Source organism: Paracoccus panacisoli (assembly GCF_042435015.1).
Classification (GTDB): Bacteria; Pseudomonadota; Alphaproteobacteria; order Rhodobacterales; family Rhodobacteraceae; genus Paracoccus; species Paracoccus panacisoli.
The window spans coordinates 57,036-76,840 of record NZ_JBHMQU010000046.1 but is presented as its reverse complement, the minus strand read 5'-3'; the positions used below and the strand labels follow the sequence as shown (position 1 = coordinate 76,840).

General features: G+C 69.9%; 19 protein-coding genes and 2 tRNA genes. 12 read left to right on the top strand and 9 right to left on the bottom strand.

Annotated features, from left to right (window positions below):
* Positions 1-48: 48 nt before the first annotated feature.
* The 4 genes from ACFHYO_RS10080 (at position 49) to ACFHYO_RS10065 (ending at position 3,029) form a co-directional block, all read left to right on the top strand.
* Positions 49-870, top strand: a complete 822-nt coding sequence (locus ACFHYO_RS10080) for a transporter substrate-binding domain-containing protein (RefSeq protein ID WP_036699814.1) — start codon at positions 49-51, stop codon at positions 868-870.
* A 63-nt stretch (positions 871-933) separates the two neighbouring features.
* The gene (locus ACFHYO_RS10075) at positions 934-1,581 is read left to right on the top strand and encodes an amino acid ABC transporter permease (protein ID WP_036707484.1); all 648 of its coding nucleotides are present in this window, start codon (positions 934-936) and stop codon (positions 1,579-1,581) included.
* Positions 1,581-2,243 (top strand): amino acid ABC transporter permease, encoded by a 663-nt coding sequence (locus ACFHYO_RS10070; RefSeq protein WP_168783553.1) that lies wholly within the window; start codon positions 1,581-1,583, stop codon positions 2,241-2,243. The genes ACFHYO_RS10075 and ACFHYO_RS10070 overlap by 1 nt, the downstream gene beginning before the upstream one ends.
* Positions 2,244-2,246: 3 nt before the next feature.
* Complete coding sequence (locus tag ACFHYO_RS10065; protein ID WP_043132144.1) at positions 2,247-3,029, top strand: amino acid ABC transporter ATP-binding protein; 783 nt, start codon at positions 2,247-2,249, stop codon at positions 3,027-3,029.
* Positions 3,030-3,240: 211 nt separating this feature from the next.
* Here ACFHYO_RS10065 and ACFHYO_RS10060 read toward each other — a convergent pair.
* The 3 genes from ACFHYO_RS10060 to ACFHYO_RS10050 form a co-directional block, all read right to left on the bottom strand.
* Positions 3,241-3,315: transfer RNA gene (locus ACFHYO_RS10060), tRNA-Val, on the bottom strand.
* A 164-nt stretch (positions 3,316-3,479) separates the two neighbouring features.
* A complete protein-coding gene (gene lon / locus ACFHYO_RS10055) occupies positions 3,480-5,885 on the bottom strand; it encodes an endopeptidase La (protein WP_036699805.1) in 2,406 nt (801 codons plus the stop codon).
* Positions 5,886-6,047: 162 nt separating this feature from the next.
* Positions 6,048-7,391, bottom strand: coding sequence for an ATP-binding protein (locus ACFHYO_RS10050; protein ID WP_394320161.1), 1,344 nt, complete (start codon positions 7,389-7,391; stop codon positions 6,048-6,050).
* Between the two features lie 105 nt (positions 7,392-7,496).
* Here ACFHYO_RS10050 and ACFHYO_RS10045 point away from each other — a divergent pair, with 105 nt between their 5' ends.
* Positions 7,497-8,360: an MBL fold metallo-hydrolase gene (locus ACFHYO_RS10045; protein WP_394320159.1), complete on the top strand. Its 864-nt coding sequence runs from the start codon at positions 7,497-7,499 to the stop codon at positions 8,358-8,360.
* A gap of 105 nt (positions 8,361-8,465) precedes the next feature.
* Positions 8,466-8,540: transfer RNA gene (locus ACFHYO_RS10040), tRNA-Asn, on the top strand.
* A 613-nt stretch (positions 8,541-9,153) separates the two neighbouring features.
* On the opposite strand, the gene ACFHYO_RS10035 is transcribed toward ACFHYO_RS10040, so the two are convergent.
* Complete coding sequence (locus ACFHYO_RS10035; RefSeq protein WP_394320157.1) at positions 9,154-9,477, bottom strand: hypothetical protein; 324 nt, start codon at positions 9,475-9,477, stop codon at positions 9,154-9,156.
* A gap of 71 nt (positions 9,478-9,548) precedes the next feature.
* On the opposite strand from ACFHYO_RS10035, the gene ACFHYO_RS10030 reads away from it, so the two are divergent.
* The 4 genes from ACFHYO_RS10030 to ACFHYO_RS10015 all read left to right on the top strand — a co-directional run bounded on the left by ACFHYO_RS10030 (position 9,549) and on the right by ACFHYO_RS10015 (position 12,901).
* The gene (locus ACFHYO_RS10030; RefSeq protein ID WP_394320156.1) at positions 9,549-9,812 is read left to right on the top strand and encodes a hypothetical protein; all 264 of its coding nucleotides are present in this window, start codon (positions 9,549-9,551) and stop codon (positions 9,810-9,812) included.
* A 195-nt stretch (positions 9,813-10,007) separates the two neighbouring features.
* Positions 10,008-10,970 (top strand): Bug family tripartite tricarboxylate transporter substrate binding protein, encoded by a 963-nt coding sequence (locus ACFHYO_RS10025; RefSeq protein WP_394320154.1) that lies wholly within the window; start codon positions 10,008-10,010, stop codon positions 10,968-10,970.
* Positions 10,967-11,401, top strand: a complete 435-nt coding sequence (locus ACFHYO_RS10020; protein WP_394320152.1) for a tripartite tricarboxylate transporter TctB family protein — start codon at positions 10,967-10,969, stop codon at positions 11,399-11,401. The genes ACFHYO_RS10025 and ACFHYO_RS10020 overlap by 4 nt, the downstream gene beginning before the upstream one ends.
* Positions 11,402-11,410: 9 nt before the next feature.
* Positions 11,411-12,901, top strand: coding sequence for a tripartite tricarboxylate transporter permease (locus ACFHYO_RS10015; protein WP_394320150.1), 1,491 nt, complete (start codon positions 11,411-11,413; stop codon positions 12,899-12,901).
* Positions 12,902-13,011: 110 nt separating this feature from the next.
* Here ACFHYO_RS10015 and ACFHYO_RS10010 read toward each other — a convergent pair whose 3' ends face one another.
* A complete protein-coding gene (locus ACFHYO_RS10010) occupies positions 13,012-13,947 on the bottom strand; it encodes a pirin family protein (RefSeq protein WP_394320148.1) in 936 nt (311 codons plus the stop codon).
* Between the two features lie 152 nt (positions 13,948-14,099).
* Here ACFHYO_RS10010 and ACFHYO_RS10005 point away from each other — a divergent pair, with 152 nt between their 5' ends.
* Both ACFHYO_RS10005 and ACFHYO_RS10000 read left to right on the top strand, forming a co-directional pair.
* The gene (locus ACFHYO_RS10005; protein WP_394320146.1) at positions 14,100-14,729 is read left to right on the top strand and encodes a glutathione S-transferase family protein; all 630 of its coding nucleotides are present in this window, start codon (positions 14,100-14,102) and stop codon (positions 14,727-14,729) included.
* A complete protein-coding gene (locus ACFHYO_RS10000) occupies positions 14,726-16,246 on the top strand; it encodes a VOC family protein (RefSeq protein ID WP_394320144.1) in 1,521 nt (506 codons plus the stop codon). Before ACFHYO_RS10005 ends, ACFHYO_RS10000 begins: the two co-directional genes overlap by 4 nt.
* Here the strand turns inward: ACFHYO_RS10000 and ACFHYO_RS09995 are convergent.
* Genes ACFHYO_RS09995 through ACFHYO_RS09980 form a run of 4 tightly spaced genes read right to left on the bottom strand, consistent with a single transcriptional unit; the run spans position 16,243 to position 19,725 of the window.
* Positions 16,243-17,430 carry an MFS transporter gene (locus ACFHYO_RS09995; RefSeq protein ID WP_394320142.1) on the bottom strand — a complete coding sequence of 396 codons (1,188 nt, stop codon included), beginning with the start codon at positions 17,428-17,430 and terminating at the stop codon, positions 16,243-16,245. The two genes, ACFHYO_RS10000 and ACFHYO_RS09995, sit on opposite strands and share 4 nt — an antisense overlap.
* Positions 17,431-17,440: 10 nt before the next feature.
* Positions 17,441-18,220, bottom strand: a complete 780-nt coding sequence (locus ACFHYO_RS09990; protein WP_394320140.1) for a sulfite exporter TauE/SafE family protein — start codon at positions 18,218-18,220, stop codon at positions 17,441-17,443.
* Positions 18,217-18,813: a hemerythrin domain-containing protein gene (locus tag ACFHYO_RS09985; RefSeq protein WP_394320138.1), complete on the bottom strand. Its 597-nt coding sequence runs from the start codon at positions 18,811-18,813 to the stop codon at positions 18,217-18,219. Before ACFHYO_RS09985 ends, ACFHYO_RS09990 begins: the two co-directional genes overlap by 4 nt.
* 51 nt (positions 18,814-18,864) lie before the next feature.
* Complete coding sequence (locus ACFHYO_RS09980) at positions 18,865-19,725, bottom strand: pirin family protein (RefSeq protein ID WP_394320136.1); 861 nt, start codon at positions 19,723-19,725, stop codon at positions 18,865-18,867.
* Positions 19,726-19,805: the final 80 nt, after the last annotated feature.

Genomic DNA, 19,805 nt, shown 5'->3' with positions numbered 1-19,805 from the left:
CGGGCAGGACGCCGCGTTCAACCCGCCCGACAGGAGAGGACCGACACCATGACCATCCGCACCACCCTGCGCGCCGCGCTGCTGGGCGCCGCGACGCTCGCCTTTGCCGCCACCGGCGCGCTGGCCGACCAGCTCGCCGACATCAAGGCCGCGGGCAAGATCGTCACCGCGACCGACATGCACTACGCCCCCTTCGACATGCTGAACAACGGCACCTACGAGGGCATGACCAAGGACCTGTTCGACGAGGTCGCCAAGGAGATCGGCGTCGAGCCGGTCTATCAGGACATCCCCTGGACGGCCGAGCTGCCGGGCCTCGAGGTCGGCAAGTTCGACATCGTGATCGCCCCGGTCACCGTGACGGCCGAGCGGCTCGAGCGCTACACCTTTACCCCGCCGATCGCCGACGCGACCGTGTCGCTGGTCAAGGCGGCCTCGAACAAGGACCTGACCAAGCCCGAGGATATCAAGGGCAAGACCGTCGGCGTCCAGCAGGGCACCGCGCAGTTCCGCCAGCTCGACGCCTATGGCAAGGAGCTGGGCGGCGTCACCGTCAAGGAATACGGCACCACCGACGAGGCCTATGCCGACCTCGCCGCGGGCCGTCTGGACGCGGTCGCGGGCTCGCTGCCGAACCTGACCTATCTGGTGAAGAACCGCCCCGAGACCTTCGCGCTCTTCGAGCCGGCGCAGTTCGGCAAGCCCAGCTACTTCGCCTGGGTGCTGCGCAAGGGCGATGAGACCGAGAGCTTCCGCAAGGCCATCGAGGACGCGATGAAGAAGATGACCGAGGATGGCCGCGTCAAGGCGATCCAGGAAAAGTGGCTCGGCGCCTATACCGAGCTGCCGATCGAGCCGACCGCCAACTGATCGCGTGAACCGGCCGGGCGGGTCAGCCGCCCGGCCGCCTGCTTCCTTCGCTGACGGGCGCCCATGTTCTCGGTCCAGACCTTCCTCGACGCCTTCCTGCCGCTCGCCTGGGCGGCCCGGCAGACGCTGCTCGTCTCGGTCCTCGGCATCGCGCTGGGGCTGGTGATCGGGGTGGCGGTCTGCGCCATGCGGCTGTCCGGCTCGGGCGTGCTGCGCTGGATCGGGGCGCTGTGGGTCAGCTTCCTGCGCGGGGTGCCGCTGCTCGTGCAGCTTCTGCTGATGTTCTACCTCTTGCCGGTGATCGGCATCGACGTGCCGCCGCTGGTCGCCGCCGTGGTCACGGTGGGCATCTGCGCCAGCGCCTATATCTCGGAGATCTGGCGCGGCGCGATCGCCGCCCTGCCCCGCGGCCAGGCCGAGGCCGCGCAGGCCATAGGCATGGCGCCGGTGGCGATCTGGCGTCGGATCATCCTCCCGCAGGCGGTGGTCATGTCGCTGCCGGCGCTGGTCAACGAACTGATCCTGCTGGTCAAGGCCTCCTCGCTCGTCTCGGTCGTGGGGATCATGGAGCTGACCCGCGCCAGCCAGGCCCAGGCCGCCACGACCTTCCGGCCGCTCGAGGTCTACCTCGCCGCGGCCTGTATCTATCTGGCCATCAACCTCTGCCTCGCCGCCGCCGGCCGCTGGCTGGAAGTGCGGAGCGCGGTGTGATGGACCTGTCGATCCTTCAGCAATACGGCCCGATGCTGCTGCGCGGCTTCGGCGTGACGGTTTTCTGCTGGCTCGCCGGCACGGTGCTCAGCATGGCCTTGGGCCTCGTCATCGCGCTGATCCAGCGCTACGGGCCGCGGTGGGTCAACTGGCTGCTGCGCATCTATATCGAGGTGATCCGCGGCACCCCGTTCCTCGTCCAGCTCTTCGTGCTCTACTACGGCGGCCCGCTGGTCGGCCTGAGGCTCGAGGCGCTGACCGCCGGGCTGGTCGGGCTCACGGTCTACGGCAGCCCCTATTTCGCCGAAATCTTCCGCTCGGGCTTCAACGCCGTCCCGCGCGGCCAGATCGAGGCGGCGCGTGCCGTGGGCCTGTCCGAGCCCGTGATCGTCCGCCGCATCCTGCTGCCGCTGGCGCTGGTGTCGGCGCTGCCGGCGCTGGTCAACTTCTCGATCATCCTGACCAAGGAAACGGTGATCCTGTCGATCATCACGGTCCCCGAGCTGATGTATCAGGTGCAGCGGATGTCCACCGAGACCTTCCGCTTCCTCGAGGCGAACTTCGTCCTCGCGCTGTTCTTCTGGGGGCTGGTCGAGACGATCTCGCGGCTGGGGCGCCGGCTCGAGGCGCGCGTCACCCGCCATCTCATCGAAAGGAGCTGAGGCATGGCCGACGCCGCCTCTGTCGACATCCGCAAGGTCAGCAAGTTCTTCGGCCCCTTCCAGGCGCTGAAAGAGGTCGACCTGCACATCCCGCCGGGCAAGGTGACCTGCCTCATCGGCCCCTCGGGGTCGGGCAAATCCACGCTTCTGCGCTGCATCAACTTCCTTGAGGAATACGACTCGGGCGAGGTCCGCATCGACGACCGGCTGATCGGCTACGAGAGCCCCGGCGGGCGCAGGATGAGCGGGCGCCGCCTGCGCGAGATGCGGCGCGAGATCGGGATGGTGTTCCAGCAGTTCAACCTGTGGCCGCACATGACGGCGTTGCAGAACGTGGCCGAGGGGCTGCAGCAGGTGCGCGGGCTCTCGCGCGCGGCGGCCGAGGCCGAGGCGCGGGCGGCGCTCGACAAGGTGGGCTTGGGTGACAAGACCGCGAACCACCCCGGCCGGCTGTCGGGCGGCCAGCAGCAGCGGGTGGCCATCGCGCGCGCCATCGCCATGCAGCCGCGGGTGATGCTGTTCGACGAGCCGACCTCGGCGCTCGACCCCGAGTTGGTGGGCGAGGTGCTGTCGGTGATGAAGCGCCTGGCCGCCGAGGGCATGACCATGGTCGTCGTGACCCACGAAATGGGCTTTGCCGCCCACGTCGCCGACCGCGTGGCGTTCATGGAACGCGGCGAGATGGTCGCCGTCGGCTCTCCGGCCGAGATCTTCGCCCGCCCCGAAGACCCGCGCATCCGGTCGTTCCTGCAGAGCTATCACGAGCGCAACGCGTTCGAGGTGTGAGCAGCGGGGAGCAGGGTGAGTGGCCGGCGCGCGACGCTGCTCCGCTGTCTCGACCGCGACGGGCTGGCGGGCCGATGGGGCGCCGTCTGGCCCCGTGCCGGCGCACCAAGGTGCCCCCGCGACCCCGGGCGGCACCCGGTCCCGCCACCCTGCCCCGGACTCGGGACGAAAAAGGCGCCGGGGCTTTTCAGCCTCGGCGCCTTTGGAATGATGGTGGGCGATAACGGATTTGAACCGCTGACATCTTCGATGTGAACGAAGCGCTCTACCGCTGAGCTAATCGCCCGGTAGCGGGGTTCTTAGTCCGGGACGAACCCGGCGGCAAGCCCCCTTTTCACGGGTTTTCGTCGTCGGTTTCGCTCCGCATCCAAGGCGCCACCGCAGCCCCTGCGCCAACGAAAAAGGCGCGCGCCTCTCGACGCGCGCCCCTGTTCTCTCGGCCTCGGGCCCTCAGTGGGCCGTGGGCGCCGCCGCGCTCTCGCGCAGCGCGGCGAGGCGCTTGGCCTCGGCGATCTCCCACGCGGCCTCGTCCCACTCCATCGGCTCGGGCATCCGCACCAGCGCGTGCTTCAGGACCTCGCGGACGTTCGAGACCGGGATGATCGTCAGCCCCTCCTTCACGTTGGCGGGGATGTCGGCCAGGTCCTTCTCGTTCTCCTGCGGGATCAACACCGTGCGGATGCCGCCGCGCAGCGCCGCGAGGAGCTTCTCCTTCAGCCCGCCGATGGCCAGCGCGTTGCCGCGCAGCGTGACCTCGCCCGTCATCGCCACGTCCTTGCGGACCGGGATGCCGGTCATCACGCTGACCACCGAGGTGACCATCGCCAGACCCGCCGACGGACCATCCTTGGGCGTCGCGCCCTCGGGAACGTGGACGTGGATGTCCCGCTTCGAGAACTGCGGCGGCTCGATCCCCAGCTCGGGCGCGACCGAACGGACGAAGCTGGCGGCGGCGTCGATGGATTCCTTCATCACGTCGCCGAGCTTGCCGGTCGTCTTCATCACGCCCTTGCCGGGCAGCTTCAGGGCCTCGATCTGCAACAGATCACCGCCCGTCTGCGTCCAGGCGAGCCCCGTCACCACGCCGACCTGATCGTCCTTCTCGGCCAGCCCATAGCGGTGCCGGCGGACGCCCAGATAGGCCTCGGCCTTCTCGGGCGTCACCTCGACCGACTTGACCGTCCCCTTCAGGATCTCGGTCACGGCCTTCCGCGCCAGCTTGGCGATCTCGCGCTCAAGGTTCCGCACCCCCGCCTCGCGGGTATAGTAGCGGATGACATGGGTCAGCGCCTCGTCGGTGACCGAGAACTCGCCCTTGCGCAGGCCGTTCGCCTTGATCTGCTTGGGCAGCAGGTGCTGGCGGGCGATCTCGCGCTTCTCGTCCTCGGTGTAGCCGGCGAGCGAGATGATCTCCATCCGGTCGAGCAGCGGCCCCGGCATGTTGTAGCTGTTGGCCGTGGTCAGGAACATCACGTTGGACAGGTCGTATTCCACCTCGAGATAGTGGTCCACGAAGGTCGCGTTCTGTTCCGGGTCCAGCACCTCGAGCATCGCCGACGCCGGGTCGCCCCGGAAATCCTGCCCCATCTTGTCGATCTCATCGAGCAGGATAAGCGGGTTCGTCGTCTTGGCCTTCTTCAGCGCCTGGATGATCTTGCCGGGCATCGAGCCGATGTAGGTGCGCCGGTGACCGCGGATCTCGGATTCGTCGCGCACCCCGCCGAGCGAGATGCGGATGAACTCGCGCCCCGTGGCCTTGGCGACCGAGCGGCCGAGCGAGGTCTTGCCGACGCCGGGCGGGCCGACGAGGCAGAGGATCGGACCCTTCAGCTTGTCCGAGCGGGTCTGGACGGCGAGATACTCGACGATCCGCTCCTTGACCTTCTCGAGCCCGTAGTGGTCGGCGTCGAGCACGCGCTCGGCTGCGCCGAGGTCACGCCGGGTGCGCGACTTGACGCCCCACGGCAGGCTCAGGAGCCAGTCGAGGTAGTTGCGGCTGACCGTGGCCTCGGCCGACATCGGCGACATCGCCTTGAGCTTCTTCAGCTCGCCCAGCGCCTTTTCGCGCGCTTCCTTGCTGAACTTGGTCTTGGCGATCTTCTCTTCGAGCTCGGCGAGTTCGTTCTGGCCCTCGTCGCCGTCGCCCAGCTCGCGCTGGATCGCCTTCATCTGCTCGTTGAGATAGTACTCGCGCTGCGTCTTCTCCATCTGGTTCTTGACGCGGCTCTTGATCTTCTTCTCGACCTGCAGGACCGACATCTCGCCCTGCATCAGGCCATAGACCTTCTCGAGCCGCTGGGCGACGTCGAGCGTCTCGAGCAGCTCCTGCTTGCGGGCGATGTCGATGCCGAGGTGGCCCGAGACGAGATCGGCCAGCCGGCGCGGGTCAGCCGCCTCGGCGACCGAGGCCACGGCCTCCTCGGGGACGTTCTTGCGGATCTTGACGTATTTCTCGAACTCTTCCGCGACCGCACGCAGCATCGCGGCGGCGCTTTCGGCGTCCCCGTCGGTCTCCTCGAGCGGTTCGGCCGAGGCTTCGAAATACTTCGGATTGTCGGCAAATCCGGTGATGCGGACACGGCTCTGCCCCTCGACCAGCACCTTGACGGTGCCATCGGGCAGCTTGAGCAGTTGCAGCACGTTGGCCAGCACCCCGGTCTCGTAGATGCCGTCGCTGTCGGGCTCATCGACCGAGGCGTCGCGCTGCGCCGCCAGAAGGATCGGCCGATCCTGCGCCATGACGGCCTCGAGCGCCCGCACCGACCGCTCGCGCCCGACGAAGAGCGGAACGATCATGTGCGGAAACACAACGATGTCGCGAAGCGGCAGCACCGGATAGGTGGTGGTATCGGTCATCTGTCGTCCTTTCCTGCCCGGACCGGACGGCCCCCAAGATGGCGGGCACAGGCGGTCCTGCTTGTGAATGCAATCTAGGAACCGCAAAGCCGTGCTGCAATCCCGGCAACCCGTCGCGCGCGTTTGTGATCACAAGCCGTCTGCGGCATGACCGGGCGGCCGTCAGCGCGGGATCGTGACCTCGGCCCTCAGGCCGCCGAGCCGGTGTCCCTGCGTCAGCCGCAGCGTGCCGCCGTGTCCGCGCACGATCTCGTCGGCGATGGCGAGCCCGAGCCCCGTCCCCTGCCCCTGGTCCTGGTTGCGCGCGGGGTCGAGCCGCACGAAGGGCCGCAGCGCCTCCTCGCGCCGGTCGGCGGGGATTCCGGGGCCGTCGTCCTCGACCGCGATCCGAAAGCTGCGCGGGGTCACCGCCGCCTCGATCTCGGCGCGGGTGCCGTAGCGGACGGCGTTGCCGATCAGGTTCTCGACCGCCCGCCGCAGGGCCATCGGCCGCAGCGACAGCGTGGTGCCCGCGGCCGGGTCGGCCGAGAAGCCCGCCAGCCGCACCGCCTGCCCGCCGCGCTGCGCATCGGCGACGATATCCTCGAGGAAGGCGCGCGCCTCGACCGGCTCGGTCACCGTCTCCTGCGCCTCGGCGCGGACGTGGTCGAGGAAGCCCTCGATCATGGTCCCCATCTCGGCCACGTCCCGCTCCATGTCCGCGATCTCGGCGCGCTCGGGCGGCAGGTCGGGCGAGAGCATAGAGAGCCCGAGCCTGAGCCGGGTCAGCGGCGTGCGCAGGTCGTGGCTGATCCCCGACAGCATCAGCTTGCGCTGCTCGTTCTGGCGCTCGATCCGGCCCCGCATCTCGACGAAGGCGCGCCCGGCGCTGCGGACCTCGGCGGCGCCGGCGGGGCGGTACGGCAGGATCTGGCCGCGGCCGTAGGCCTCGGCGGCGATGGCGAGGCGGCGGATGGGCCTCAGCTGGTTGCGCAAGAAGATCGAGGCGATGCCGCTCATCAAGAGCGAGGTGCCGAGCATCAGCACCAGCAGCTGGTGCGGGTTCGAGGCGGTGAGGCGGCTGCGCGGAAAATCCAGCACGAACGGCCGCCCGCCGCCGACCAGCACCCGGACCCGGCGGATGTCGCGCAGGTCCACCGTCTCGACCGCCGGCACCGCCGCGTGCAAGGCCGAGATCACCACCCGGCCCGAGAGGTCGTAGAAGCGCCGCGCCTCGACCAGCCCCTCGGGCGCGGGCAGTTCGAGCGTCAGCCCCAGCGGCACGGCGATCTCGTTGCCGGCGGCGCGGGCGGCCTCGATGTCGGCGGCGCCCTCGACCCGGTCGGCGATCAGCGCAAGCTCGGCCGCCGCCGAGCGGACCATCTGCCGGGTCACGTCCTCGAAGTGGCGCTGCAGGAACATCACCGTGACGACCAGCGTCACCACCACCACCGGCAGGAACAGGATCAGCGCGGCCCGGCCGTAGAGCCCGCGCGGCATCAGTCGCTTGAGCCAGTCGAAGTTCATCGCCCTTCCCGCCTGCCGCACCCCGGCCCGCCTGCGCCGGCCACCTCGCGCGGCCGGCTTGCCGCGCCGCTTGCGCCCGCCGCGCGGCCGGTCCAGCCTAGTCGGATGAGCGAGCCTGCGAAAGTGCGCGTGATCCGCGCCGACAACCCCTCGCCCCTGACCGGGCCCGGCACCAACAGCTTCCTGATCGGCACCGAAGAGGTCGCCGTGATCGACCCCGGCCCCGACGACCCGGCCCATGTCGCGGCGATCCTCGAGGCCGCCGAGGGCCGCATCTCGCATATCCTCGTGACCCATCCGCATCTCGACCACTCGGCCGCTGTGCCGCGCCTGGCCGCGGCGACGGGGGCGCCGGTGATGGCGTTCGGCACCGCCGAGGCGGGGCGCTCGCCCCCGATGCAGCGGCTGGCGGAAGCCGGGGCGGTGGGCGGCGGCGAGGGCGCCGATGCGGCCTTCCGCCCCGACGTGACGCTGGCCGACGGGGACGTCCTGCGCGGCGCGGGGTGGGAGATCACGGCGGTCCACACGCCCGGCCACATGGGCAGCCACCTGAGCTTCCGGCTCGGCGACGCGGTGCTCTGCGGCGATCTGGTGATGGGGTGGGCGACGACGCTGATCTCGCCGCCGGACGGCGATCTTGTGGACTATCTGCGCAGCCTCGAGCGCCTCGCGCTGCTGGCGCCGCGGGTGCTCTACCCCGCGCATGGCGATCCGGTGACGGACCCCCTGCCCCGCCTCGCCGAACTCGCCGCCCACCGCCGCGCCCGCACCGCCCAGATCCTGGCGGCGCTGGACGCCGCGCCCGGCACCGCCGAGGCCCTCGCCGCGCGCATCTACACCGAGATCCCCGCCGCGCTTTTGCCCGCCGCCAAGCGCAACGTGCTGGCCCATCTCGTGGCGCTGAGTGACCTCGGCGCGGTCGTACCCGGGGGCGGGCTGACGGCCGGGGCGGTCTGGTCGCGCGCCTGAGCCGGGTCGCCGATGGGGCTCGGGAACGAACGTAACGGCGAGAGGAAATTTTCTCGGCGCCCCCTCTGGACGCACCCGCCACCCGCTGCTACATGGCCCCCGTGTTCCGGCGTAGCTCAGCGGTAGAGCAGTTGACTGTTAATCAATTGGTCGTAGGTTCGATCCCTACCGCCGGAGCCAAAAATCTCAAGATAATCATCTGACTACGCAGGCCGCCCGCAAGGCGGCTTTGCTGGTTTTGCGGCGGATTAACGTCGGGGCAGAACAGCCTTTGGGGCCGAAATGCGGAGCCCCGCCATTCGCCTGCAGATGCGCTGCCTTTGGCTGGACGTCACGGCGCGGGCTGAAGAATTCGCGCACGTCCTGCGTCAAATTTGTTGGCCAGGTTGGACCTCGAACCAACAAAGACCGCGCGAAGTTCAGACCACCGCAGTCATCCCAGCCGTGGGAAAGGTGATTGTCGCCCTCCTGTCTGTCGCGTTCGGCGTCGGAGAGTAAAACCGGTCACCTGCGGTCGCTCGAGAACGGGCGCCGCTGGGCGATCGGCACCCTCGAGTTGATCTCGCTGGCCGAACTGCGGGCGCGAGCGCGGGATGTGGCGGTGCCGGGGCGGCTCACGCTGGGGATTGTCGAGGGCGACGTACGGCAAATGCACTCGTACCCGTCGAATGCCGGGGCGCTGTTCCAGGTGGCCTCGCAGTTCAACCTGCTCGAGATGACCGGCCCCGGCATCAGCCCCGAGGACGGCGTCACCCGATACGAGGATGACCCCACTCAGGGGCCCGCCTGCGCCCTAGCTGCCGGGGCTGGGACGATCTGGCGCAATTATTTCGTGCCGGTCGCTGGCGGGGTCGGACAGACACGGGACCGCCAGCTGGACGGACTGGCCGACCTCGGACGCGCGCTCAGCGCGGCGCTGGGGGTGCCGGAGGCGAGCATCTGGCGCATGCAGAATGGCTACGCGTTGCCGTCCGCCGACAGCCTCGCTCGCATCGGCCGCCACTTGCACGCGCAGACGGAACACGAACGCGATCGCCTCCGCGGTCTCGTCCGTGTCGGGCTTCACCTCGATGTCGAGGTGACGGACCGCAACCGACCTGGCCAGATCGTCAGCCAAGTCTACTGCTCCGCCCTGCCGGTCGCCTCGGGGTCGGGCCGGCCTCGCTCTGGGCGGAACTCGCGGCGCTCGTGCTCGAGGCCGCGTACGAGGCGACGCTGCTTGCCGGATTGCTGAACGCGGCGCGTGGCGCCTCGAACCGGGTGCTGCTGACGCGCCTTGGCGGGGGCGCATTCGGCAATCTCGACGACTGGATCGACGCAGGAATGCTGCGCGCGCTGCGGCTGGTGAGGAACCACGCCTTGGCGGTCGAGATTGTCAGCTACCGTACTCCCTCGCCGAATCTCCGCGGGCTGGTGGCAGGGTTCGGAGAGCAAGCGCGGCCGGAATCCTGACGGACGGGCCCAGACACCCTGTCCCGACGCGAACCTCTCCACCATCGCTCTGCTTCAAGCTCCACTTCCCGCCCCGCGCCCCAAATGGGTCAAGGATCCCGCCCAACCCGCCTGCCGCGGTGGTCGTGCGTGCGTTGACGACCGACGGCGCATCTGACCTTATTGCCCGACCCCGGATCAGAAAGGCCGCCAGAGATGACCATGAGACCCGCGTATATCGCCGCTGCCCTCACCCTCGCCCTGACGGGCGGCGCCGTCGCGGCCGACTGGCCGACCGGGGCGGTCCACGTCTATGTCGGCTTCCCCGCCGGATCGTCGCCTGACCTGCTGGCGCGCATCGTGACCGAGCCGCTGGCCGAACGGCTGGGTCAGCCGGTCGTGATCGAGAACAAGCCGGGTGCCGGCGGCGTGATCGGTGTCCAGCAGATGCTTGCCAGCAGCAAGGACGGACACAGCTTCGGGACCACGATCAACGGCCCGCTGACCACCTCGCCCCGGCTGGTCCCGGACATCGGCTATGACGTCGCCCGCGACATCGTCCCGGTGGCGATGATCGCAACTTCGCCGCTGGTGCTGGCCGTGGGCAAGGACGGCCCCGCCGACCTCGAGGCGTTCGTCTCGAGCGCCAAGGCCGAGCCGGAGGCGCTGAGCTACGGCTCGGTCGGCCAGGGTTCGGGCGCCCACCTGACCGCCGAGCTTTTCGCCGACCGCGCCGGGGTTCAGATGCTGCACGTGCCCTTCGCCTCTTACGCCGAGGTGACCACCGCGATCATGGGGGGCGAGGTGGACAGCGGGTTCATGGCGCCCTCGGCGGCGATGGCTCATGTCGAGGCCGGCACGATGAAGATGCTTGGGGTTACGTCGGCACAGCCGTTCTCGCAGACGCCGGACGTCCCGGTGATGGCGGGTCACGCCGGCCTGCCCGACGATTTCCGCGCCGAGCTGTGGAATGCCTTCATTGCCCCGGCAGGCACCGACCCCGAGATCGTCGCAAGACTGAACGGCGAGATCGACAATATCCTCGCCGATCCCGAGGTGCAATCGAAACTGCTGGACATGGGCTGGATCGCGGCACCCGGCACGCCCGAGGACCTCGCCCGGCGGATTGCGGAGGACACGACTGTTTGGGGCTCAGTTCTGGACCGTATCGCCAAGTGAGCCGCGACCGCGCTGACCAGTTCGGCGGGATCATCCTGGCGTGTCTGGGCCTCGCGGTGGCGGCATGGTCCGCCACGCGGTTCGACATCGGCACGCTGCGCCGCATGGGTCCGGGGTTTTACCCTATGGCCCTCGGACTGACGCTCGCCGGGCTCGGCGCGATCGTCACGCTGGGCGCCGGTCCCGCCGGCCAGCGGACTCGGCTAGCCCTGCCGGAACTCGCCGCGGTTGTCGGTGCCATCGCCGTCTTCGCCTTAGGGGTCGAACGTTTCGGGCTGGTGGGCACCACTGCCGCCTCGGTCCTGATCTCCTCGCTCGCCACGCCGCGGGGCGGCATCGCGTGGAGGCTGGCGCTCGCCGCCTGCGTCACTGCGCTCTGCGTCCTGGTCTTCCATCTGGGGCTGCGGATGTCGCTGCCACTCTGGCCGTAGGGAGCCGCGATGACGGGGTGGGAAGGCCTGATGCACGGGCTGTCGGTCGCCACCGCGCCCGACGTCCTGATCTGGTGCGTGCTCGGCGTTGTGCTGGGCACATTCGTCGGGGTGCTTCCCGGGATCGGGGCGATGGCGACTATCTCGGTGTTGCTGCCGATCACCTACTACATCAGCGCCGAAAGTGCGCTGATCATGCTGGCCGGGGTGTATTACGGATCGCAGTATGGGGGCGCGGTGGCCTCGATCCTGCTGCGCCTGCCGGGAACGCCACAATCAGCGGTCACGACGCTTGACGGCTACCCGATGGCGCAACAGGGACGCGCGGGAGTGGCGCTGTTCGTCTCGATGATCTCGAGCTTCATCGGATCGATGATAGGCATCGCCGTCCTTGTCGCCTTGTCCGGAGTCCTCAGCCGCGCCGCCACGGCCTTCGGCGCTGCGGATTACGCCGCGATGATGGTGCTGGGGCTCGTCGCGGCCTCGACCATCGGGGCGGATCGTCCGGTCAAGGGTCTTGCGATGGTGGTGCTGGGGATGATCGTCGGCTGCATCGGCACTGACGTGAACTCGGGCGTGCAGCGCTTCACCTTCGGGCAGATCCCGCTGATGGATGGCGTGAACCTCGTCGCGCTGGCGATGGGCCTGTTCGGCGTGGCCGAGGTGATCGGCTCGATCCGCCATGCCGAGCGCACCGGACGCCCACCCCCCGTTCCGCTGCGTTCGCTCGTGCCGACCCGCGACGACGTGCGCCGCATCCCCTGGCCCTCGCTGCGCGGGGCGGGGCTCGGCAGCTTCTTCGGGGCCCTGCCGGGCACCGGGTCCACGCTGTCATCCTTCCTGTCGTATGGGGTTGAGCAGCGGCTGTCGCGCACGCCCGAGCGGTTCGGAAAAGGCGCGGTCGAGGGCGTCGCCGCGCCCGAGTCCGCCAACAATGCCGCCGCCATTACCGCCTTCGTGCCGACGCTGACGCTGGGAATCCCGGGCGATCCGATCATGGCGCTGATGCTCGGCGCGCTGGTCATCCACGGCGTGCAGCCCGGGCCGATGATGCTGAGCGCGCGGCCGGACATGTTCTGGGGACTGGTGGCAAGCTTCGGCATCGGCAACCTGCTTCTGCTGATCCTGAACCTGCCCCTGATCGGGATCTGGGTGGCGATGCTGCGCATCCCGTTCCGCTGGCTCTATCCTGCCATCGTGGTGTTCGTCTGCCTCGGCGTCTGGTCGGTCCGGGGTTCGGCATACGACGTGATGTCGGTCGCGGTGATCGGCACCGCCGGCTATGCCCTGACCCGCGCGGCCTTCAGTCCGGCGCTGCTGCTGCTCGGCTTCGTCCTCGGGCCGCTGATCGAGACCAACCTGCGCCGCGCCCTGCTGATCTCGCGTGGCGACCCGATGGTGTTCCTCGAGCGGCCCATCGCTGCGGTGTTCGTGGTGGCGACGCTGCTGCTGCTCACACGCTCGGCATGGACGGCACTGGCGCGCCGGTCCGAGGGGTGACGCAGTCGATCGGCTGGCTGCGGGACAACGTATCACCGGCGCGGGCGCATCTGGCATGCGCGCCGATTGGTCTGCCTGTTGCTCTCTCGGCTTGCCAGCCTAGCGGCGACCTACTCCGGCGCCGGGATATACTCCGCCCGGTCCCCGGTCGGCAGGTCGAAGAGCCCCATGCCCCAGTCGGCGGCGCGCCATTCGCGCTTGGCCTCTTCGATCTTCTCGCGCGAGGACGAGACGAAGTTCCACCACACATGGCGTGGCCAGTTCAGCGTCGCCCCGCCCAGCGCCATCAGCCGCGCGCCCTGCGCACCGGCGGCGACGGTGATGCTGTCGCCGGGCCGGAACACCATCATCTGGCCGGCGGCGAAATCCCGTCCGGCGATGCGGACCGACCCTTCGGTGATGTAGAGCCCGCGATCCTCGTGGTCGTCGGGCAGCGGAAAGCGCGCCCCGGGGGTAAGGGTCACGTCCAGATAGAAGGTCTCCGAGTAAAGCGTCGCGGGCGCGCGCTCGCCGTAGGCGTGGCCGAGGATCAGGTTGGCCCGGACGCCCTCGGCCTCGATCACGGGGAGGCTGTCCTTGCCGTGATGCTCGAAGATCGGGTCCATGTCCTCGCGGTTCTCGGGTAGCGCGATCCACGTCTGGATGCCGTAGAGGCTGTGCGGCCCCGCGCGGCCCGCGGCCGACGTGCGCTCGGAGTGGGTCACGCCCTTGCCGGCCACCATCCAGTTGACCGCGCCGGGCAGGATCACCTGATCGGTGCCGATGCTGTCGCGGTGGTGAAAGTCGCCGCGGTAGAGATAGGTGACGGTGCCCAGCCCGATGTGCGGATGCGGGCGCACGTCGATGCCTTGCCCGGTCAGGAACTCTGCCGGGCCGGCCTGGTCGAAGAAGATGAACGGCCCGACCATCTGCCGCCGCGGCGCGGGCAGGGCGCGCTTGACCTCGAACCCGCCCAGGTCGCGGGCGCGCGGGATGATCAGCGTCTCGATGGCATCGACCCCGATCTCGTCGGGGCAGGCGGGTGCGAGGGCGGGGTTCCAGCTCATGCGTGACTCCGGCTATTGCCTCCTGCTTTAGGTTGACGCTAGCCCGCTGCGGCAAACCGATCAACCGGAACGCGTTCTGCGCCTCCGAACGCGGCTTTCGCTGGACAAGCCGCGCCGCGCGCGAAAGATTTGCGAAAAAAAGGGAGGGCTTGATGACTGCGCTGTATTATGCCGTCGGTGCCTGTTCGCTGGCACCGCATATCGTGCTGGAATGGATCGGGGCGCCCTACGAGGCGGTGAAGGTCCAGATCGGCAGCAAAGAGCTGCTGGCCGTGAACCCGGCCGGCGCGGTGCCCACGCTGCGCGAGGACGACGGCTGGCTGCTGACCCAGGCGGGGGCGATCCTCGAATACCTCGCGCACAAGCACCCCGAGGCCGGGCTGACGGGCGGCGACAGCCTGCGCGAGCGTGCCGAGGCGCATCGCTGGTCGGCCTTCTTCACCTCGGACATGCACGCGGCCTTCTGGCCGGTGTTCATGCCCTACCGCTATACGGTCGATCAGGACGACGCCGCGAAGAAGGCGGTGGTCGAGGCCGGCCACAAGCTCGTGCGCAAGCAGATGGCCGCGCTGAACGCCCATCTCGAGGGCCGCGACTGGGTGCTGGGCGAGGGGCGCGGCACGCGCTCGGTCATCGACGCCTATGCGTTTCCGATGATCCGCTGGGGCGTGAAGATGCTGCCGGGCGGGATCGCCGATTTCCCGAACGTGCAGGCGCTGCACGACCGTCTGGCCGCAGACGAGGCGGTGCAGCGCGTGCTCGCACGCGAGGCTGCCGCGTGACGACCGGCATCCACCACGTCACCGCTCTGACCCGCGACGTCCAGAAGAACGTGGATTTCTATGCGGGTTTTCTGGGCCTGCGGCTGGTCAAGCAGACCGGCGGGTACGAGGACGCCGAGCAGCTTCACCTGTTCTACGGCGACCGGCTGGGCAGCCCGGGCTCGATCGTGACGTTTCTCGTGTGGCAGGACGGGGCGGCAGGGCGCGTGGGTCTGGGGCAGGTCTCCGAGATCGCCTTTGCCGTCGCGCCGGGCTGCCTCGGCGAATGGCTGACGCGGGCGATGCGGGCGGGCGTGCCGGTCAGCGGCCCCGCGCAGGAGATGGGCGAGAGCGTGCTGCGCCTGCGCGACCCGGACGGGATCATCGTGAAGCTGGTCGGCCTCGACATGCCGGCCGAGGCGCCGCTTGACGATCCGACCGCGCCGACCCGGATCCGGGGGGTGACGATCCTGACCGACAATGCCGAGACGGTGGCGGGCTTCCTGAACCGCTTCGGCTATGCCGAGCAGCGCCGCGACGGTCCGTTCATCCGCATGGCGTCGGACAGCGATGTGGTGGACATCCGTGGCTCGGCCGGGTTCGTGACCGGCGGTCAGGGGACGGGGGTGTTCGACCACGTGGCCTTCCGCGCCCCCGACGTCGAGGCGGTGCGGGCGATGCGGCTCGCGCTGCGCGATCATGACGGGGCGACCGCGGTCCATGACCGCAAGTACTTCATGTCGCTCTATGTGCGCGAACCGACCGGGACGCTCTTCGAATATGCGACCGATGCGCCGGGCTTCACCGTGGACGAACCGGCCGAGCACCTGGGCGAGACCCTGTTCGTCCCGCCCCACGATCAGGCGCGCGCCGCCGACCTGCAGGTGATCCTGCCGCAGTTCGCGCGGCCCGGCGCGGAAAGGATGCCGATGCGCGACCTGCCCTTCGTCCACCGCTTCCATACCCCGGACGATCCCGACGGCTCGGTGCTGGTTTTACTGCACGGTACGGGCGGGTCCGAGACCGACCTCATGCCGCTGGCCGCGCGGATCAACCCGCGCGCGACCCTGCTGGGGGTGCGCGGGCGGTCGACCGAGGAGGGGATCAACCGCTGGTTCCGGCGCCTCGACCCGCTCACCTACGACCAGGACGACATCGCCGCCGAGGCCGAGGCGTTCGCCGGGTTCGTCGCGGGCGCGGTGCGCGGCTACGGGCTCGACGCCGACGCGCTGACGTTCCTCGGCTATTCCAACGGCGCGAACCTGCTGGGCGCGATCCTGCGGCTGCATCCGGGCGTGGTGCGGCGCGCGGTGCTGCTGCGCGGGATCGAGGTTCTGGACGACGCGCCCGCGGCCGACCTGACCGGCACGCGCGTGCTGATGACGACCGGGGCGCGCGACCCCTACGGCCGCATGGCCCCCCCGCTCGAGGCTTCGCTGAAGGCCAGCGGCGCCGATGTCGATGCCCGGCTGATCGAGGCCGGGCACGAGTTGTCGGGCGCCGATCTGACGGCGGTGCAGGGCTGGCTGGCGGGTTAGCGATCCGCCAGCACCAGCGCGGCGAGACCGGCGAAACCGACCGCCACGAGCGCCGCGATGCGCAGACCGCCGGGATAGCCGAGCGCGTCGAAGAGCGGGCCGGTCAGCAGCGGCGACAGGAACTGGCCGGTGAAGATCGCGGTCGTCATGGCGCCCGAGGCCGCCCCCCGCCGATGCGCGGGGGCGACGTTCAGCGCGGCGGTCATGAAGTTCGGCATGACCAGCCCCAGCCCGATCCCCAGCACCGCGTTGGCGGCGATCAGCCCGGCCACGCCCCCCGCCGCCGCCATCGCCGAAAACCCCGCCGCCACGATCAGATAGCCGAGCGCCGGCGTCACCCGACCACCCAGCCGGGCCCGGACCCGGCCGAAGGCCAGCGCCGTCAGCCCGCCCGCCACGGTCGTGGCCGCCATCACCTGCGCCGTCAGCGCGGGGTCCGCCAGTCCCAGGCTGGCCAGGTAGAAAGGCAGATGGACCGGCACGATGTAGAACATCACGAAGGTCATGCCCGCCATGCCGGCCAGCACCGCGACACGCCCCGCCCAGCCGGGGGTGGCGGGCTCTGCCGCGGGGCGAGGCGCGGGCTCGCCCGTGCGGGCCACGGGCCGCTCGCGCAGCACGGCGGCGATGAACGGCAGATAGGCAAAGCCCACCGCGTAGAGCGCGAAGGGCCAGCGCGGCGAGATCGCCGCCAGCCAGCCGGCCGCCAGGATGAAAACGAAGCCGCCGAAATTCGTCGCGGCCATCTGCCAGCCGATGAACCGGCCCCGCGCGGCGCCCTCGAAATAATCGCCGATCAGGGCGGTCTGCGCGACCATGATCGCCGCGACCGAGATCCCCAGCACCACGCGGCTGACCAGCATCCCCTCGAGCGTCGGGATGAACGCCGCGACGGTCCCGGCCACCGCGTAAAGCGCGATCCCCCCGAGCAGCAGGCGGCGGCGGCTGAACCGGTCGGTGATGATCCCCGCGAAGGGCGCGATCAGTGCCACGGCCAGCGCCGGCGCCGTCACCAGCAGGCGCACCAGCCGGGCGGCGTCGGGGTGGTCGGCGAAACTCGCCTCCAGTCCCGGCAGGGCCGGGCTGATGGTCGCGTTCGAGAGAATCGTCAGCGTCGCGGCGAGGATCAGCGCCCAGGCGCGCGGGTCGCGCGCCATCGGGCGCGGCGCGGGTACGGTCGGCATTCTCTTGCTCCTACGATCCCAGGGCCAGCGCGGCGGCCAAGACCAGCAGCAGCACGGCAAAGCCCTTTTTCAGCGCCTCCCCGGGCAGGCGTGCAGCCAGACGCGCCCCGAACGGCGCGCCGATCACCCCGCCGAGCCCCAGCCCGATCAGCGCGGGCAGATGGACCGAGCCCAGCATCGGCGCGGCGATCCCCTCGAGCGGGCGGAGCGCGTGGAACACGAACCCCAGCACCGTCACCGGCAGGCCGATCGCGGCGGAGCTCGCCACCGCGCGGACCATGCTGACGCCGCGGGCGGAGAGATAGGGCACCATGAAGACGCCGCCGCCCGCGCCGATCAGCGCCCCGGCGGTGCCGATCGCGGCCCCGGCGAGCCGGTCGTGGCGCGCCGATCCCGCGCCCGGCGAAGGTTTGCGGCCGCGCAGCATCCGGGCGGCGATGAACACCAGGAACGCCGCGAAGATCACCCGCAGGGCCATGGGCGGCAACACCGTGACCAGCGCCGATCCGGCCAGCAGGCCGATGAGGCTGAACGGCACGATGCGCCGGAACAGCGCCCAGTCGACGTTGCCCATGCGGTGATGCGCCGTCATCGCGCTGAGCGATCCGATGGTCACGATCCCCATCGAGGTCGCCAGCGCCACCAGCGGCGCCTGCGCCGCGGGCACGCCCAGCAGCGGCAGCGAAAACACCAGCGCGGGCACGGCGACCAGCGCCATGCCCACCCCCAGGAGCCCCAGCAGGACCCCGCCCAGAACCCCGGCGATCAGCAGGATGAGGATCGTCGTCATGCGCCGAACTCCGGGTCGGCCTTGGCGCGTTCGAGGATCAGCGGGATGACGATGTCCTCTTCATCGGCCAGGTGCTGGCGCAGCAGGGGCGCGATGCGATCGACCGTCGCGGCCAGATCGTCGACCGCGTATTTCTGGTCGCCGGTCATCACGCCCTCGGCCTGACCGAGGCGGCGCAGGCTGGCCTGCGTCACCGCCGCCAGTTCGTCGATGGCGTCGTGGATCAGGTGGTGATCGGCGTCGAGGAATTCGAACCCCCGGACCAGCCGCGGCTCGACGCGCTGGAAGGCGGGGAAGTAATGGTGGTCCTCGATCCGGTGGTGGCCGTCGAGACTGCCCAGCAGGCTGCCGATGTGGCGCCGCAGGCCCGGGGCGCTGTCATAGGTCGTCTCGCCGTCCTCGCGCAGCCGCGTCAACTGTTCGGCGATCTTCGCGGTGATGGCGCGGAAGTAATCGTGGTTGGCGAGCCAGATCTCGGCCGTCCCGGCGAGCGCCGATTGCCCCCGCCAGGTGCCGCGCGGGTGCTTGCGCGTCAAAAACAGCAGGTCTTCGGGCAGGCCCGTGCGGCTGCCCAGCGTGATGTCTTGGTCCATGTGACACTCCTTGCAAGGGCGGGCGGCGGGTCGCCCCGCCGCCCGGCGCGCTTACAGACGCCCGAACTTTCCGGCGTTGAAGTCCTGGATCGCCTGCCGGATCTCGCCCTCGGTGTTCATCACGAAGGGGCCGTAGGCGGCGATCGGCTCGTCGATCGGCTCACCGGCGAGGAACAGCAGCTTGGCGTCGCTCGCGGCCTCGATCACCACGCCGCCGCCCTCGCGCGAGAGGCGCGCCACGGCGGGGCCGGTGAGCTTGGCCTCGGCATTCACCGTGACCTCGCCCGACAGCGCGACGACCAGCACGTTCCAGCCTTCGGGCGGGGTCAGCGTCGTCGTCGCCCCGGCGTTCAGCTGCAGGTCCAGCACGTCCATCGGCGTGAAGGTCGAGGCCGGCCCCTTGGCGTCGCCGTAGCTGCCGGCGATGACCCGGACGCGCCCCGCCCCATCGGGCAGATCGACCGCCGGGATCTGCGCGTCGGTGATGCTCTGATACCCCGGCGCCGCGGACTTGTCCTGGCCGCGCAGGTTCACCCACAGCTGGACCATCTCGAACATCCCGCCCTTGGCGGTGTAGTCGTGGCTGTGGAACTCCTTGTGCAGGATCCCCTCGCCCGCCGTCATCCACTGCACGTCGCCGCGCCCGATGACGCCGCCGCGGCCCGTCGAGTCGCCGTGCTCGACCTCGCCCTCGTAGACGATGGTGACGGTCTCGAAGCCCTTGTGCGGGTGGACGTCGACCCCGCGCGGGCGCGTCGCGGGTTCGAAATGATGCGGCCCGCCGTAATCGAGCATCAGGAAGGGCGTGGTCTCGGACCGGCCCGACATATGCGAGAAGAGCGAGCGGACGGGAAAGCCGTCGCCGACCCAATGGCCGCGCGGTGCAGTGGTGGTGTCAACGATCTTGCGCATCTTCGTGCTCCTAACCGGCGGGGAAAGCCCCGCGCTCTGGGTCAGAGAGTTGGGGGCTTGCAAGATTCGAGCAAGAGATG

What these genes read in the sequence shown, in the direction of transcription:
- ACFHYO_RS10070 (WP_168783553.1), top strand. Translation starts at nt 1,581, where the DNA reads ATGGACCTGTCGATCCTTCAGCAATACGGCCCGATGCTGCTGCGCGGC.
- ACFHYO_RS10015 (WP_394320150.1), top strand. Translation starts at nt 11,411, where the DNA reads ATGACGGGGTGGGAAGGCCTGATGCACGGGCTGTCGGTCGCCACCGCG.
- ACFHYO_RS10005 (WP_394320146.1), top strand. Translation starts at nt 14,100, where the DNA reads ATGACTGCGCTGTATTATGCCGTCGGTGCCTGTTCGCTGGCACCGCAT.
- ACFHYO_RS10050 (WP_394320161.1), bottom strand. Translation starts at nt 7,391, where the DNA reads ATGAACTTCGACTGGCTCAAGCGACTGATGCCGCGCGGGCTCTACGGC.
- ACFHYO_RS10075 (WP_036707484.1), top strand. Translation starts at nt 934, where the DNA reads ATGTTCTCGGTCCAGACCTTCCTCGACGCCTTCCTGCCGCTCGCCTGG.
- ACFHYO_RS09990 (WP_394320140.1), bottom strand. Translation starts at nt 18,220, where the DNA reads ATGACGACGATCCTCATCCTGCTGATCGCCGGGGTTCTGGGCGGGGTC.
- ACFHYO_RS10065 (WP_043132144.1), top strand. Translation starts at nt 2,247, where the DNA reads ATGGCCGACGCCGCCTCTGTCGACATCCGCAAGGTCAGCAAGTTCTTC.
- ACFHYO_RS09985 (WP_394320138.1), bottom strand. Translation starts at nt 18,813, where the DNA reads ATGGACCAAGACATCACGCTGGGCAGCCGCACGGGCCTGCCCGAAGAC.
- ACFHYO_RS10010 (WP_394320148.1), bottom strand. Translation starts at nt 13,947, where the DNA reads ATGAGCTGGAACCCCGCCCTCGCACCCGCCTGCCCCGACGAGATCGGG.
- ACFHYO_RS10080 (WP_036699814.1), top strand. Translation starts at nt 49, where the DNA reads ATGACCATCCGCACCACCCTGCGCGCCGCGCTGCTGGGCGCCGCGACG.
- ACFHYO_RS10025 (WP_394320154.1), top strand. Translation starts at nt 10,008, where the DNA reads ATGACCATGAGACCCGCGTATATCGCCGCTGCCCTCACCCTCGCCCTG.
- ACFHYO_RS10045 (WP_394320159.1), top strand. Translation starts at nt 7,497, where the DNA reads ATGAGCGAGCCTGCGAAAGTGCGCGTGATCCGCGCCGACAACCCCTCG.
- lon (WP_036699805.1), bottom strand. Translation starts at nt 5,885, where the DNA reads ATGACCGATACCACCACCTATCCGGTGCTGCCGCTTCGCGACATCGTT.
- ACFHYO_RS09980 (WP_394320136.1), bottom strand. Translation starts at nt 19,725, where the DNA reads ATGCGCAAGATCGTTGACACCACCACTGCACCGCGCGGCCATTGGGTC.
- ACFHYO_RS09995 (WP_394320142.1), bottom strand. Translation starts at nt 17,430, where the DNA reads ATGCCGACCGTACCCGCGCCGCGCCCGATGGCGCGCGACCCGCGCGCC.